The organism is Streptomyces chryseus (genome assembly GCF_014650755.1).
Classification (GTDB): domain Bacteria; phylum Actinomycetota; class Actinomycetes; order Streptomycetales; family Streptomycetaceae; genus Streptomyces; species Streptomyces chryseus.
In genome coordinates this window covers 391,820-406,786 of the sequence record NZ_BMVO01000002.1, presented here as the reverse complement: position 1 = coordinate 406,786, position 14,967 = coordinate 391,820, and the positions used below count along the sequence as shown (strand labels likewise).

Here is a 14,967-nt window from a genome sequence, read left to right as displayed (position 1 = left end):
TCAGGGCGCCGGCCAGTACGTCCCGCGCACCATCGCCTCCAGTGACGCCCGGTGCAGGATCATCGTGTCCGGGTCCTCCGGGACCCGGGCCTCGCCGAAGTGCACCTGCCGGTAGGCGATGCGCAGCATCACCACGGCGTGGCGCAGGGCGGCGTACAGCGTGTGGAACTCCATGTCCCGCGGTGTGTGGCCGGTCAGTTCGGCGTACCTCCGCTCGACGGCGTCGCGCCGCAGGAGATCCGGCAGGCCCGGCTGTCCGAACCCCACCGTGAGGTCCTGGAAGAAGCGGTGGAGGTAGACGGTCCAGGCCAGGTCGAGTTCGCGCGGGCCACAGGACGCCATTTCCCAGTCGAGTACGGCGGCGGGCTCGAAGCCGTCGTAGACGATGTTGCCGATACGGGCGTCGCCCCAGCTCAGCACGGCGGGGCCCGGATCACGGGGCCACAGCTCCTCCAGCCGGTCGAAGGCCGCCTCGATGAGCGGCGAGCGGGCGACGCCGTCCACGACCCAGTCGTAGTAGGCGCGTTGGGCGTCGACGTGGCGGCGCAGCGGATCACCCGTGCCCGGCTCCGTCAGGCACCGCGCCTCCTCCGCCGGGAACTGGTCGTGCAGGCGCGCGAGGACGCTCAGCGTCGTGTCCTGGAGGCGCGCGCGCTCGGCGTCGGTGGCGGAGTGCAGCCAGTTCCCCTCGTACGTATAGGGCATCACGTCGGGCGGGACCCGCCCGGCGGCGCGCTCCATGACGAAGAAGGGCGCGCCCAGCGGCCCGGGATCCTCCTCCAGCCACAGGACGCGCGGCACCGGCACGTCGGTGTGCTCGGCGACGAGGCTCATCACGCGGTGCTGGCGGGCCATGTCGTAGACCGGGAAGACGCTGTACGCGGCGGGGTCGGCGGCGAGCCGCAGGGCGCAGGCGGACACCGGGGCCGACGGGTGGACGAGGTCGAAGAGCAGCGTCTCGCTGGACATGCCGTTGGAGGCGGGCGCGTCGACGCCGCCGACCCGCGCTCCGGGCAGCCGGGCGCCGAGCCAGGCGGTCAGGCGGCGGACGAGTTCCTCGGGGTCGCGCGTGGTGGTGCGGGGGCGGGGTGCGGTTGCCATGCCGTACTCCTGTCGTGAGGCGGCTCTCAGGGCGCGGGCGAGTCGTATCCGGTGAAGCCGCTCGGGTCGTGGCGGCCGAAGGTGCCGTGCTCGAAGACGCCGTGGCCGGTCCGGCCGTCGAGGGTGAAGCGGGCGGCGTGGTCGGTCACGCCGTACGCGGCCATGGGGTGCGCCGCGGGATCGGAGAGGTCGTACGTGCGCCGGTCCGTCCAGCCGCGCCCCTGCCAGCTGCCGTGCTGCCAGTCCGTAGCCGGCGGATAGCCGGCGCCGACGGCCAGCGGCGAGGAGTTCAGGATCTCGACGCCGAGTTCCAGCGGCTTGCGGTCGGGTCCGGTCAGGTGGACGACGGCGCGCTCGGGGTGGCGGGTGCCGGGGCGGTAGGTGATGTCGGTGTGCGGCCAGCCGAGCTGGACGTCGCGCTCGCCCTCGCGCACGAGCAGCGCCTCGTTCAGGGTCCGGTGGCCGTCGGCGTCCTCCTGGGCGATCACCATCAGGAAGCGGTCGTCGAAGCGTGCGGGTATCCAGAGCCAGTGGAAGCCCTCGGGGCGGTGCTCCTCGGCGGCCCGGCCGCCGTCCTCGCCCGGGATCGGGCGCACGCCCCAGCTCCGGTCCCGGGTGCCGGTCCACTCCCCCGCGGCCAGCCGTATCTCCTCTCCCCCGGCGCGGATCACGCCCGTACAGCCGCCCGCCTGGACGAAGCGACGGCCTTCGAGCATCAGGCGGTCGCCGCGCCGCTGGACGTGGTGCGGCTCCCAGACGGCGGGGAAGTGCGCCGTCCAGCTCACGTCGTACGCGAGGGAGTCCGGGTCGGCGGGGTCGGCGTCGCAGTGGAGCGTGAAGCGGCGCAGCGGCTCGTCCACGGTGATCCGCAGCGGGCCGACCGAGAGGTTCATACGGTCGTCGGTGAGGGCGTCCGAGGCCCGTACGGCGTGCAGCCGGTCACCGACGCGCAGGGTGGCGTAGGCGTCGATCACCCCGGTGTTCGGGTACACGCCCAGTCCGGCGATGAGCAGGGCGCGGCCGGTGTGGTCGACGAGGTGGAAGATGCAGCGGTCGTAGGCGTTGCGGTCGCCGGTGGCGACGTGCTTCATCGACAACGGGGCCTGGTGGATCGGGTATTCGTCGAGCGCGATGGGACGGTCCTCGGCCACGGCGGTCCTCCTGGGCGCGGACACAGCGGGATACGGCGTGCGCGTCGCCCGGAGGTGCGGTCCACGGCGGCGAATTTGACGGTACGTCAGAATCCCCTCCCAGGGCCATACGCGCGTCGTCGCCCGGGCCGGCGCGGTTCACCGCGCGAACGGACGCCCGAATGGTGTCGGCGATAACCCGGGCGGCCTTGCGGCTGTTGGCCCGATATGACCCTGCAGTACACCCCGGTCGGCGACGGACGCCGGCGCCTCGTTCCCCCGCCCTCCGTTACCGCAGAATCGGTTCCGCATCCCTCGGACCCGCCCCTGTTCCGAGCGCTCCTGCGGCAGTGGCACAGCAAAGGCCGCACCCTGCCGGGACGCCGCGATCCGGAGTGGGTCCGGCTCGTGGCGTCCCCGGCCTGGCCGGACACGGCGCGGCTCAGCGCGTCTCGGGACCCACGAGACGGCGGGCGATGACCATGCGCTGAATCTGGTTCGTACCCTCGACGATCTGGAGCACCTTCGCCTCGCGCATGAAGCGCTCGACGGGGAAGTCCAGCGTGTACCCGTAGCCGCCGAGCACCTGGACGGCGTCGGTCGTCACCCGCATCGCCGCGTCGGTGCAGAACAGCTTCGCCATCGCGGCCTCCCGCGAGAACGGCCGCCCGGCGTCCCGCAGGCGCGCCGCCGCCAGGTACAGCGACCGGCCCGCCTCGATCTGGGTGGCCATGTCGGCGAGCATGAACCGCAGGCCCTGGAAGTCGGAGATCGGCCGGCCGAACTGCTGCCGGCCGGTGGCGTACGAGACCGCCTCGTCCAGGGCGGCCTGGGCGACGCCGATCGCGCAGGCGGCGATGCCGAGCCGCCCCGAGTCGAGCGCGGACAGCGCTATCGCGAAGCCCTGCCCCTCCTCGCCGATGCGGCGCGCGTCCGGGACCCGTACGCCGTCGAAGTTGAGCTGGGCCGTGGGCGAGCCCTTCATCCCCATCTTCTTCTCGGGCGCCGCGGCGTTCAGCCCCTCGGCGTCGCCGGGCACCAGGAAGGCCGTGATGCCCCGGGGGCCCTCTTCACCCGTACGGGCGAGCACGGTGTAGAAGTCGGCGATGCCGCCGTGGGTGATCCACGCCTTCGTGCCGGTGACGACCCAGTCGTCGCCGTCGCGCACGGCCTTGGTGCGCAGCGAGGCGGCGTCGGACCCGGAGGCGGGCTCCGAGAGGCAGTAGGCGCCGAGCAGGCCGCCGCCGAGCATGGCGGGCAGGTGCGCGGCCTGCTGCTCCTTGGTGCCGTAGCCGGCGAGGGCGTGGCAGGCGAGGCTGTGGACGCTGACGCCGAGGCCGACCGTGAGGCGGGCGGCGGCGAGCTCTTCGAGAACCTGGAGGTAGACCTCGTACGGCTGGTCTCCGCCGCCGTGCTCGGCGTCGTACGGCAGACCGAGCAGACCGGATTCGGAGAGCAGCGCGAAGACCTCGCGCGGGAAGTGCCCGGCGTCCTCCTCGGCTGCGGCCCGGGGGGCGATCTCCCGTTGGATCATGTCGCGCACGAGCGCGAGCAGATCCCGGGACTCCTCGGTGGGCAGCTGTCGTTCCACCGGCTGCGGGGCACGGTCGGGCATGGGGGCGCTCTCCTCCCTGTCGGGCGCTGCGGCGGTCGCGCGCGCAGGGTGTGGCCGCGCCGCCGGTCTCACTGCCTGGCCGCCGGCACCCCTCCGGATCACGGAAGTCGCTGGCCAGCGGCTGTGGCGCGTTGAGTATGCCCGATGGAACGACTTCCGTCACGGGGTGGTGGACGGCGCCGGGCAGCTCGGTTCCAGTTCCTCGATCGTACGAAGCGTGGCGCGCAGCAGCCTGGTGAGCAGCTCGCGTACGGCGTCGCGGCCGAGTTCCTGATGACCCAGCCAGTCCAGCGTGACCCCTTCGGCCCCGGTCATCCAGCCGATCAGGGCCAACCGGGCGGTCAGCGGGATGTCGCGGCGGCCGTACGCGCCCTCCGCGAGGGTGGCGATCAGCTCCTCGCGCACCGCGTCCCGGATGGCCTGCACCTCGGCGTCGAAGCCGACCCCGCCGGTGACGATCGTGCGGTACGCCGCCTGGTGGTGCTGGGCGTAGCGCAGATAGCCGTCGATGGTGCGCTGGACACGCTCGGCGGTCGGCAGGTCGCGGTCGCTGCCGGCCCGGGCGACCAGTTCGGCGACCGACTCCTCGACGATGGCGAGGTAGTAGCCGCGTTTGCTCTTGAAGTAGTAGTAGATCAAGCCCTTGGCGACGCCCGCGTGCCGGGCGATGTCGTCCATCGACAGGGCGTCGTACGACGTGTCGGCGAACAACTTCCGCCCGGTCGCGATGAGTTCGGCGCGGCGCACCTGAGATCGCCCGGTGGATCCACGCTGTTGACTAATATTCAATACCGGCCCTAGTCTCCAACTGCCACAGGATGTCCGCAGTATGGCAGACCTGCGCGAACTCCCTTTCCCTGTCGGTCTGTCGGCGGATTCCGCACGTGTGCGCGCGTACTTTCCAGAGCACCTCCACGCATCACGCACCCCCACGCACTTCCCCTGCGCACCGGACGACGTACGGGAGGAACAAGTGAGCGCATCCGAACAGCCGCCCGCCGAGGGCAGGACGGCATGGAAGAAGACAGCGGTCGTCGCGACGCCGGCGGTCCTCGCGGTCGCGGTGATGGCGTCGATGATGGGCCAGGGAGCGCTGGCCGCGTCGTTCGCCGTGTCGGGGACCAGCTTCCAGGTGGCGTCGGGAAAGCTGACGAGCCAGGGACTGTCCAGTTACGTCCAGACGGACCGGTCGGCGGACGGCAAGGGGCATCCGGTCGCGCTGCTCGGTATCGGCGACGCCCGGCTCAGCGACATCTGCCAGGCCGCCGAGGTCGGCACTCCCGTCGGCAAGGTCGTCTTCAAGCTGACGGCGGGCGGCAAGGCCGGTGAGGTGACGGCCAGCAGCCTGGTCATCGACGCCGAGGACCTCGTCGGCGATGCCCGCTTCGGCACGGCGCAGATCGGCCGGGACGCCTCGACCCTGGACCAGGTGCCGGGGGTCAGGGGCGAGGCCGGGAAGTTCGGGCTGCAGGCCGGGGACATCGAGGTGGCGGGCGTGAAGTCGCACGCCTGGTCGGCGACCGGCGGGAACTTCCGGCTGAAGGGGCTCGGCATCGATGTGAGCCTGGACGGCAAGAAGTGTTTCTGACCCGCCGCCGTCCGGCGAGGGGGCGGCTCGCGGACCGGCTGCCGTACCCGGACGCGCGACGCCGGCTGCGGTCCTGGCGGCGGACCCGCCCGTTCTGGGGCGGGCTGCTGCTGATCCTCGGCGGGGCCGAGCTGCTGCTGGTCCCGCTGTCGCCGCTGACGGTGCTGGTGAGTCTCGGACTGGGCGGGCTGGCGGCGATCGGCATCGGGCTCGCGCTGATCGCGGCGGGCCTGTTCCTGTGGTTCCTGCCGCACACCCGCCACTACGTGAGCGTCCACGCGCTGCTGCTGTCCGTGCTGGCCTTCACCGCGACCAACCTCGGCGGCTTCGTGGCCGGGACGGCGCTGGGGATCGCGGGCAGCGCGATGGGCTTCGGCTGGACGCCCGTACGGGACGGCGCGCGGGACGGGCAGGGGACCCGGACGCTCGCCGCCGCGCTGCCGGTCGTCCTGCTGGCGGCGCTCGGTCAGAGCCCGGTGCGCGAGGCTCCGGAGCCGGGAGGCGTCGTCGCGGCCCGTACGCCGCCGGTCGTGACCACGACGCTGTTCGCGCCGCACGGCTTCCTGATCGCGGGGGTGCGGGAGGTGCCGACCGCGGGAGGTCCGGTGAAGGCCATGGTCCTCAGGATGCGGTCCGCGTCCCTCACCGACTACCGCCTCAGGACCCGCGACGGCCGCGAAGAACTCGCCCTGGGGGCCGACACCCTGGACCTGAGCGGCGATGTGACGCTCTACCTCACCAAGTTCAGCGGCTGCCTGGAGGGCGTTCTCTGCCTCACCTTCACCCCGGACGGCCTGCCGGTGCCGCCGGTGGTTCCCCCGTTCGTCTTCATGACCGACGTGCGCGCCGAACAGGCGCTGGTCACCTCGGACTCGATCGTCACGGACGGGCTGACCCTGGAGGCGTCGGCTACATGAGGCCGGCCCGGGTGACGAACATGGCGAGGACCACGACGAGGGTCCAGCCCATGACGTGCTCCAGGATCGCGGGGCCGTCGTCGTCGGGGCCGCCGGTGCCGGCCCTGGACGCGGTGCGGGTGATGTCGGCAGTGGTCGCTGTCATGGCATCCACAGTGCCCACCGGGACCGCCCCCGGGGAAGATGACGTTCGTCACGCCCCGGGGGACCGGCCGGCGAGGTCAGCGGATGCCGACGGCCGCGAGGGCCCGCCGCTGGGCGGCCGTGGGGTGGGCGGGCCAGTAGAGGTAGCAGACGCCTCCTGTGCCGGACACCACTTTCCCGCTCGCGTTGTAGCGCTTGGTCCGCAGCCAGATGTTCTCCCACTCGCGGCGCCGGTAGACGCGGCGTACGGCCGGGTTGTCCGGGGAGGCCGGGTCGTTCGCGATCACGTCGCCGTCGGGAGTGAAGCCGACGACGGTCATCAGGTGGCCCGCCGTGCCGTAGCCCGCGCCCGTCAGCTCCTCCTTGAGGAAGGACTGCGACGTTATGGCCGGGATGCCCGCACGGATCAGGGTCTCCAGCTCGGTGAGGGAGTGCAGGCGGGTGACGACGGCGCTCATGTCCCTGTACGTCGCGGCGTAGGCGGCGTTGAAGGGCCAGTTGCCGCACCCGCTGTACTGGTGGTCGAAGGTGAAGCGCGCCGCGTGGCACACCTGCGGGTCCTCGAAGGCCGGGTCGACCCAGGCCAGGTCCTCGGCGGTGGGCCGCCGGCCCCAGTACTCGATGATCATCTGCGACGAGGTGGGGCTGCACCACGCCTCGCCGCCGTTGTCGTACTCGGGGTACTGGCCGATGTGCGTGTTCTGCGAGTAGCGCGGCACGTCCAGCTCCCGGGCGACCCGGGGCGGTGAGGCCGGCACGGTGAAGCGGTCGGGGATGTCGGAGGCCATCGCGCCCACGCGCCACACCGTGGGGGTCAGGCCGGTGCCGGGCCTGCGGTGCAGAGTCAGCCGCAGCCGGTACGACGCCAGGCGCAGCGCGCCGGCCGAGCTGTTCATGGCGAACGTGTCGGTCCAGACGCTGCTGCGGCCGTCGCTCTGGTCGTCGACGGAGGTGCGCCTGATGTCCGTGTCGCCCGCCGCCCAGCGGCCCATCACGTACCAGGGCGTGGCGGCGCCGTCCGCGTAGGTGCCGCGCAGCTCGACCTCGATCCAGGTGCCGGCCGGCGTGCGGGCGTTCCAGGAGGCGACGACCTCGCTCGCCGGGACCGCCGAGCGGTGGACCGGGGAGGTCCAGGTGGCGCTCTCCCAGGTGGAGGTGGTGCCGGTGTGCGGGTCGGTGTACTCGGTGCGGCCCGACGGCGTACCGATGACCACGCCCGGCCTGCGTCCGGCCACCACCCGGGTGCCGGCGGCCTCGCCGGAGCGCCAGTCCTTGAGGGAGGACCAGAAGCGGTTGTCCACGAGGCGGGGCGGGGCGGCGCCGAGGGCGGCGGCCGGGGAGGCGGGCGCCGCCACGGCGCCCGCCGCCGCGGCGATCGCGGCGGTCAGGACGGTGCGGCGGGAGGTGGATCTGGTCATGGTCATGGCCCCCGAGTCGGATGCGGATGCGCGGGCAGGTGCACGACAGTGCGCCAACTATGGACGCCGACGACGGGCTTCTGCCAGCACTTCGGACCGCGTCGCTCCACCAATATTGGTGTGGACCGGTGGCGTGAGCCGGCACCGCACCCGCCGCCTAGGGTGGAGGCGTGGAACGCCTCGACGAGCTTGCCGCCTCCCTGCGCGCGCTACAGCCCTCCTGCGGCCCGGTGCGCCTGGTCGCCTTGGACGGGCACGCCGGGTCCGGCAAGAGCACCTTCGCCGCCCGGCTGGCCGCGGCGCTCGGCGGGGCGCCCGTGCTGCACCTCGACGACCTGGCGACCCACGAGGAGCTCTTCGCGTGGACGGACCGGTTGCGCGAGCAGGTGACGGGTCCGTTCTCGCGCGGCGAGCGCGCCCGGTACGCGGCGTACGACTGGACGCTGCGCCGCTTCGGGCCGGCGCGCCCGCTGGAGCCCGCGCCCGTGGTGCTGGTCGAGGGCGTGGGGGCCGGGCGGGCCGCCGTACGGACGGAGCTCGCGCGGCTGCTCTGGATGGATCTGGACGCCCGGGAGTCGTGGGCGCGCGGGCGGCGCAGGGACGGGCCGGCGCAGGCGGACTTCTGGGACGGGTGGACGGCGGCGGAGACACGTCATTTCGCCACGGACCCCTCGCGGCCCTACGCCGACCTGTTGGTACGCCAGTGCCAGGAGGGGTACGAGTGGCGCCCGGGACCTTACGCGACAGCGTTGCCGAACCATTCCGTCACCGTGGGTGACCATCAGGGCCCGCCCTCCACAACGGCCTGAAAACCTCCCCCCTGAGTGCCTCAACTCCGCTTGACCCGGGGGGCGTACAGGTCTTACGTTCTCAATGTGCGGCTTTTCGAAGCCGCCGCAGACGCGAAGCCCCCGGTTGTTCCCCCGTGATCGGGGGCTTCGTTCTGCCCTCAGCCCCCCTCAGGGGCCCCTGGTGACGCGGTTCGCTCACCCTCGGTCACCGTCTCTCTTGGGCCTGCGCCACCCTTAGTCCGGGACCATCCGCCCGGGTACGATGCCCTTCGGTGCGGTCAATTCCCGTCCGCGACACGGCGGTTCTGAGACCTGCCGCCGGGCGCAGGCCCAGCGGCACATCACGGGGGGCACGGTTCGTGGGGGATGTGACGGATTCCGGCACGCAGGGCGTGAACGCCCCGGCCGACCTCGCCTGGCTGCGCGGTGTCGACGCGTACACGATGGGCGCGTATCCACAGGCCGAGGAGGAGTTCCGGGCCGCCGTACGGATGGACCCCGGCATGGCCGACGGCTGGCTCGGCCTCCACGCACTGCGCGTCGACACCACCACCGCGCTGCTGCGCATGTACCGCCACCGCGAGCGCTTCGGCGAGCAGCGCGCCCGGCACCGCCGGACGCTCAACTCCTGGTACTGGCTCGGGTGGTGGGTGCAGCCCGTCCTGGAGAAGCCGCGCGACCTGCTCCTCGCGCACGCCTCCCACTGGCTCGACGGGCGCCATGTGCCCGAGCTCGACCGGGCACTGGCCGGGCTGCCGCCGGTGGACGCCGATCCGCAGGTGCGGTTCCTGCACGCCTGCCGCGCGTACCTGGTCAAGGACTGGGAGCAGCTGGTACGGCACACCGATCCGCTCGTCGACGACCCGCTGCTCGGCATCGAGACCGGGCTGTTCGGCGGCATGGCACGGGTGCGGCTGGAGATGTACGGGCAGGCCGAGCCGATGCTGTCGGCGGCCCTGATGCGCTGCCGCAGCGAGCAGCCGCAGCGCAAGGAGCTGCGCTACTGGCTGGCCCGCGCGCACGAGGGCACCGGGCGCAGCGCGGCGGCGCTGCCGCTGTACCGGGCCGTGCACCGGGTGGACCCCGCCTTCATGGACACCTCGGCGCGGCTCGCCGCGATCGCCGAGGGGGACGGTTACGAGGACTCCGCGGGCTTCGCCGCCGTGTCGCTGGCGGGGATCGGCCAGGACGCGGCGGACGCCGCCGGCGACACCGAGACCCTGGCGGGCCCGGAGCTCCCGGAGGGCCGGGACCTGCTGCTCGGCGGCGGGGGGAAGCCGCCGTTCGGCGGCGGGCCGGCCGGGGACGGCGGCGTACGGGAGAAGGATCGGGTGCCGCCGCGGCCCGGAGCGGCACGGTCCTTTCCGGCAGGGCCCTCCGATCCCGCGCTGCTCGCCGAGGCGCTCGCGGAGCTGGAGCGCATGGTCGGCCTCGAACCGGTGAAACGCCAGGTCAAGGCGTTGTCGGCGCAGCTGAACATGGCCAGGCTTCGAGCGGGGCAGGGCCTGCCCGTCCAGCCCCCCAAGCGCCACTTCGTCTTCTCGGGCCCCTCCGGCACCGGCAAGACCACCGTCGCCCGCATTCTCGGCCGGGTGTTCTACGCGCTCGGGCTGCTCGGCGGGGACCACTTGGTGGAGGCGCAGCGGGCCGATCTGGTCGGTGAGTTCCTCGGCCAGACCGCCGTCAAGGCCAACGAGCTCATCGACTCGGCGATCGGCGGCGTCCTGTTCGTCGACGAGGCGTACTCCCTCTCCAACTCCGGTTACAGCAAGGGGGACGCGTACGGCGACGAGGCCCTCCAGGTGCTCCTCAAGCGCGCCGAGGACAACCGGGACCACCTCGTCGTGATCCTGGCCGGCTATCCGGAGGGCATGGACCGACTGCTCGCCGTCAACCCCGGCCTCTCCTCCCGCTTCACGACCCGGGTGGACTTCCCCAGCTACCGTCCGCTGGAGCTCACGGCCATCGGCGAGGTGCTGGCGGCGGAGAACGGGGACGCCTGGGACGAGGAGGCACTGGAGGAGCTGCGCAGCATCAGCGGGCACGTCGTCGACCAGGGCTGGATCGACGAGCTGGGCAACGGCCGTTTCCTGCGCACGCTGTACGAGAAGAGCTGCGCGTACCGCGACCTCAGGCTCTCCGGTTACGCCGCGACGCCCACCCGCGACGACCTGGCGACGCTGCGCCTCCCCGACCTGATGCAGGCGTACGGCGAGGTCCTGTCGGGGCGCGGCCCGGCGAACCGGGGGCGGCAGGAGCCGCCCGCACTCTGAACGGCGCGGACGGCTCCGCGGGTCACCCGACCAGCGCCGCCGTCTCGTCTGCGGCCGCCGGGTCCGGGGACGGCCGGGGCGCCGCGACCCGGTGGGCGGGATCGCGTACCTCCCCCACCAGCATCTCCAGCACGTCCTCCAGCGCGACGAGCCCGAGCACCCGCCCCGCCCCGTCGGCCACCTGCGCCAGGTGCGTCGCGGCGCGGCGCATCACCGACAGGGCGTCGTCGAGCGGCAGTTCGGCTCCGAGCGTCGCCATCGGCCGCCAGACCTGCTGCGGCACCGCCCGCTCCCGCTCCTCCAGGTCGAGTACGTCCTTGACGTGGACGTATCCCATGAAGGCCCCGCCGCCGACGCACACCGGGAAGCGCGAGTAGCCGGTCCGTACCGTCAGCTCCTCGATCTCGCGCGGGGTGACCGAGGGCTGGACGGTGACCAGCGACGCCCGGTCGAGCAGCACGTCGGTGACCGGCAGGCTGCCGAGCTCCAGGGCGTCCTCCAGGCGCTCCTGCTCGCCGGGCTCCAGGAGCCCCGCCTGGCCCGAGTCCTCGACGAGGCGGTTGAGCTGCTCACTGGTGAACACCGCCTCGACCTCGTCCCGGGCCTCGACCCCGAACAGCCGCAGCACCACCCGCGCGCAGGCGCCGAGTCCGGCCGTCACCGGGCGGCACAGCCGGGCGAAGCCGACGAGCCCGGGGCTCAGCCACAGCGCGGTCTTCTCGGGCGCGGCCATGGCGAGGTTCTTCGGGACCATCTCGCCGATGACCAGGTGCAGGAAGACGACCACGGCGAGCGCGATCACGTACCCGAGGGGGTGGATCAGCCCCTGCGGCAGGTGCACGGCGTGGAAGACCGGCTCCAGCAGGTGCGCCACGGTCGGCTCGGCGACCGCGCCGAGGGTCAGCGAGCAGACGGTGATCCCGAACTGGGCCGCCGCCATCATCTGCGGCAGGTTCTCCAGACCGTGCATGACCTGCCGGGCACGGGCCGAGCCGTCGGCCGCCAGCGGTTCGATCTGGCTGCGGCGTACGGAGACCAGCGCGAACTCGGCGCCGACGAAGAATCCGTTCGCGAGCACCAGCAGTCCGGCGAACAGCAGGTGGACCACGCTCATCGCACGGCCTCCGGAACCTTCGCGGTACGGACGAACCGCACCCGTCCCGCGCGGTAGCGGTCCACCTGTCGCACGGAGAGCCGCCAGCCGGGCAGTTCGGCCCGGTCACCGGGGGCGGGGATGCGCCCGAGCAGGTCCGCGACCAGGCCGGCCACGGTCTCGTACGGCCCCTCGGGTACGTCGAGACCTATGCGCCGCAGGGTCATGACCCGGCAGCTGCCGTCCGCCTCCCAGGCCGGCCGGCCGTCCTCGGCGGGGGCCGGGGCCAGTTCCGGCGGTTCGGCGCCCTCGTCGTCGTGCTCGTCCCTGACCTCTCCGACGAGTTCCTCGACGATGTCCTCCAGGGTGACGACACCGGCCGTGCCGCCGTACTCGTCGACGACGACGGCGATCGGCTGCTCGCCGCGCAGCCTGACGAGGAGCTGCTGTACGGGAAGGGTCTCCGGGACCAGCAGCGGAGGTACGGCGGCCCGGGCCACGGGGGTCCGCAGCCGCTCGTGCACCGGCACGGCGAGGGCGTCCTTGAGATGGACCATGCCGACGATCTCGTCGATGCGCTCCCGGTACACGGGGAAGCGCGAGAGGCCGGTGGCGCGGGTGAGGTTGAGGACGTCCGCCGCGGTCGCCGAGGACTGCAGGGCGCTGACCTTCACGCGCGGCGTCAGCACGTGCTGCGCGGTGAGGCCGCCGAGGGAGAGGGTCCGTACGAACAGGTCGGCGGTGTCCTGTTCGAGGGCGCCGGCCCGCGCCGAGTGGCGGGCGAGGGAGACGAGTTCGCCGGGGGTGCGGGCGGAGGCCAGCTCGTCGGTGGGCTCGACGCCCAGCATCCGTACGAGCCGGTTGGCCACCGCGTTCAGCAGGGAGATCACGGGGCGGAAGACGGTGGAGAAGAGGTGCTGCGGTCCGGCGACGAACCGCGCGACCTGCAACGGCCGGGACACGGCCCAGTTCTTCGGTACCAGCTCGCCGATCACCATCTGGACGGCCGAGGCCAGCAGCATGCCGACCACGACGGAGACGCCGGGGACGGCTCCACGCGGTATGCCGGCGGCGGTGAAGGGGCCGGACAGCAGGTGGGCGAGCGCGGGCTGGGCGAGCATGCCGACCACCAGCGAGGTGATGGTGATGCCGAGCTGGGTGCCCGAGAGCTGGAACGACAGCTCGCGCAGGGCCGCGACGACGGTGAGGGCGCGCCGGTCGCCTTCGGCGGCGGCGCGCTCGGCGTCCTGCTTCTCGACGGTCACGAGGCCGAACTCGGCGGCCACGAAGAACCCGTTGGCGAGGATCAGGAGGAATGCCGCGGCGAGCAGCAGGAGGGGGATGGTCATGCCGCCGCCTCGGAAGAAGGGGCGGCGCACGTACTGGCGGACGATCCGTCCATTGCTGGAGGGAGTCACTCCTCGGGTCGCAGGTGCTCCGCGGGCCGGTGGTGCGCGCCCTGTGCTGCGGAGCGGGGCGCCACGCGGCGCCGCCCGCACCAGAGTAAACGGGACCGGGCCGCCCCGGGGCAGGGGCTCAGCCGCCGTGTGTTCCGGTGCCCCGGGATTCCGCCAGGTCGCGCAGGGCGCGGGCGTCGCGGACGGCCTGCTGCTTGGCGACGCCGGGCTGGATGCCGAGGGCCGGCAGGCTGGTGCCGTCGCTGAGGTCGAGGAAGACCCAGGCGTCGCCGGGGCGCAGGTTGACCCGTACGATCTCGGCCCACTCCAGGCGGCGCTTGGTCGTCAGGTTGACCACGGTGACGCCGCCCTCGTCGGCGACGACCTTCGGGCGGCTGAGCAGGACGAGTACGCCGGACAGGAGCAGCGCGGTGAAGACGAACGCCACCCGCTCCCCACCGCTCAGCGTCTTCAGCATCAGCGCGATGGCGGTGATGACGGCGAACATCGCCGCCCCGACGGTCAGGAGGACGGCCCGGGTGCGGGTCGGCCGGAAGGTGACCGGCAGGGCGGGGAGTTCGGGCTGTGACACGGCGCTCGCGTTCCTTCGAGGGTGGGGGCGGCTGCGGGGCGGTCAGAGGCGGCAGGCGTGGATGGCCGTGGTGAGGATGGCGCGGGCGCCGAGCTCGTACAGGTCGTCCATGACGCGCTGGGACTCCTTGGCCGGGACCATGGAGCGGACCGCGACCCAGCCCTCGTTGTGCAGCGGTGAGATGGTCGGCGACTCCAGGCCCGGGGTGAGGGCCACGGCTGCTTCGAGGTGTTCGGCGCGGCAGTCGTAGTCCATCATCACGTAGCTGCGGGCGACCAGGACGCCCTGCAGGCGGCGCAGGAACTGGGCCACCTTCGGGTCGACGGCCTCCTCGGCGGAGACGCCGGTGCGGCGGATCACGACCGCCTCGGACTTCATGATCGGCTCGCCGATCACTTCGAGGCCCGCGTTGCGCAGGCTCGTGCCGGTCTCGACGACATCGGCGATGATCTGGGCGACGCCCAGCTCGATGGCCGTCTCGACCGCTCCGTCCAGGTGGACGACCGACGCGTCGATGCCCTCGTCGGCCAGGTGCTTGGCGACGATGCCCTCGTACGAGGTGGCGACCGTCATGCCGCCGAAGTCCTTGACACCGGTCGCGGTGCCGGGCTTCGTGGCATAACGGAAGGTCGAGCGGGCGAAGCCGAGCTGGAGGATCTCCTCGGCGTTGGCCCCGGAGTCCAGCAGCAGGTCGCGCCCGGTGATGCCGATGTCGAGACGGCCGGAGCTCACGTAGATCGCGATGTCGCGGGGCCGCAGGTAGAAGAACTCGACCTCGTTCTCCGGGTCGACGAGGCGCAGCTCCTTCGACTCCTTGCGCTGCTGGTACCCGGCCTCATGGAGCATCTCCGACGCAGGTCCGGAGAGGGAGCCCTTGTTGGGGATGGCGATGCGCAGCATGAGGTCAG

The 14,967-nt window shown here is 72.7% G+C and carries 14 protein-coding genes; 4 read left to right on the top strand and 10 right to left on the bottom strand.

Features of this window, described 5'->3' with window-relative positions; all coding sequences use genetic code 11:
* From IE185_RS06535 to IE185_RS06520, 4 genes are all read right to left on the bottom strand, one after another.
* The gene (locus IE185_RS06535; RefSeq protein ID WP_138895977.1) at window positions 1–1,101 is read right to left on the bottom strand and encodes a phosphotransferase family protein; all 1,101 of its coding nucleotides are present in this window, start codon (window positions 1,099–1,101) and stop codon (window positions 1–3) included.
* Between the two features lie 26 nt (window positions 1,102–1,127).
* On the bottom strand, window positions 1,128–2,252 hold the full coding sequence (locus IE185_RS06530; RefSeq protein WP_138895976.1) for an Rv3169 family protein: 1,125 nt from the start codon (window positions 2,250–2,252) through the stop codon (window positions 1,128–1,130).
* Between the two features lie 421 nt (window positions 2,253–2,673).
* Complete coding sequence (locus tag IE185_RS06525; RefSeq protein WP_138895974.1) at window positions 2,674–3,846, bottom strand: acyl-CoA dehydrogenase family protein; 1,173 nt, start codon at window positions 3,844–3,846, stop codon at window positions 2,674–2,676.
* Window positions 3,847–4,005: 159 nt separating this feature from the next.
* Complete coding sequence (locus IE185_RS06520) at window positions 4,006–4,635, bottom strand: TetR/AcrR family transcriptional regulator (protein ID WP_138895973.1); 630 nt, start codon at window positions 4,633–4,635, stop codon at window positions 4,006–4,008.
* A gap of 277 nt (window positions 4,636–4,912) precedes the next feature.
* Between IE185_RS06520 and IE185_RS06515 the strand changes: the two genes are divergently transcribed.
* Window positions 4,913–5,434 carry a DUF6230 family protein gene (locus IE185_RS06515; RefSeq protein WP_373303695.1) on the top strand — a complete coding sequence of 174 codons (522 nt, stop codon included), beginning with the start codon at window positions 4,913–4,915 and terminating at the stop codon, window positions 5,432–5,434.
* A complete protein-coding gene (locus tag IE185_RS06510; RefSeq protein WP_373303692.1) occupies window positions 5,425–6,351 on the top strand; it encodes a DUF6114 domain-containing protein in 927 nt (308 codons plus the stop codon). Before IE185_RS06515 ends, IE185_RS06510 begins: the two co-directional genes overlap by 10 nt.
* Here IE185_RS06510 and IE185_RS06505 read toward each other — a convergent pair.
* Together IE185_RS06505 and IE185_RS06500 are read right to left on the bottom strand one after the other, a co-directional pair.
* The gene (locus IE185_RS06505; protein ID WP_138895971.1) at window positions 6,344–6,496 is read right to left on the bottom strand and encodes an SCO1431 family membrane protein; all 153 of its coding nucleotides are present in this window, start codon (window positions 6,494–6,496) and stop codon (window positions 6,344–6,346) included. The two genes, IE185_RS06510 and IE185_RS06505, sit on opposite strands and share 8 nt — an antisense overlap.
* Before the next feature lie 76 nt (window positions 6,497–6,572).
* The gene (locus IE185_RS06500) at window positions 6,573–7,913 is read right to left on the bottom strand and encodes a C39 family peptidase (RefSeq protein ID WP_138906108.1); all 1,341 of its coding nucleotides are present in this window, start codon (window positions 7,911–7,913) and stop codon (window positions 6,573–6,575) included.
* Window positions 7,914–8,083: 170 nt separating this feature from the next.
* Between IE185_RS06500 and IE185_RS06495 the strand changes: the two genes are divergently transcribed.
* Entirely contained in the window at window positions 8,084–8,722 is a 639-nt protein-coding gene (locus IE185_RS06495; protein ID WP_138899352.1) for a uridine kinase family protein, read from the top strand.
* A 341-nt stretch (window positions 8,723–9,063) separates the two neighbouring features.
* Complete coding sequence (locus IE185_RS06490) at window positions 9,064–10,977, top strand: AAA family ATPase (protein ID WP_138906098.1); 1,914 nt, start codon at window positions 9,064–9,066, stop codon at window positions 10,975–10,977.
* Between the two features lie 22 nt (window positions 10,978–10,999).
* On the opposite strand, the gene IE185_RS06485 is transcribed toward IE185_RS06490, so the two are convergent.
* From IE185_RS06485 to hisG, 4 genes are all read right to left on the bottom strand, one after another.
* Window positions 11,000–12,091 carry a hemolysin family protein gene (locus IE185_RS06485; protein WP_138894672.1) on the bottom strand — a complete coding sequence of 364 codons (1,092 nt, stop codon included), beginning with the start codon at window positions 12,089–12,091 and terminating at the stop codon, window positions 11,000–11,002.
* Window positions 12,088–13,419 carry a hemolysin family protein gene (locus IE185_RS06480; protein ID WP_138894671.1) on the bottom strand — a complete coding sequence of 444 codons (1,332 nt, stop codon included), beginning with the start codon at window positions 13,417–13,419 and terminating at the stop codon, window positions 12,088–12,090. Before IE185_RS06480 ends, IE185_RS06485 begins: the two co-directional genes overlap by 4 nt.
* Window positions 13,420–13,606: 187 nt before the next feature.
* On the bottom strand, window positions 13,607–14,059 hold the full coding sequence (locus IE185_RS06475; RefSeq protein WP_138894670.1) for a PH domain-containing protein: 453 nt from the start codon (window positions 14,057–14,059) through the stop codon (window positions 13,607–13,609).
* Window positions 14,060–14,101: 42 nt separating this feature from the next.
* Window positions 14,102–14,959 (bottom strand): ATP phosphoribosyltransferase, encoded by an 858-nt coding sequence (hisG, locus tag IE185_RS06470; RefSeq protein WP_138894669.1) that lies wholly within the window; start codon window positions 14,957–14,959, stop codon window positions 14,102–14,104.
* Window positions 14,960–14,967 lie beyond the last annotated feature (8 nt).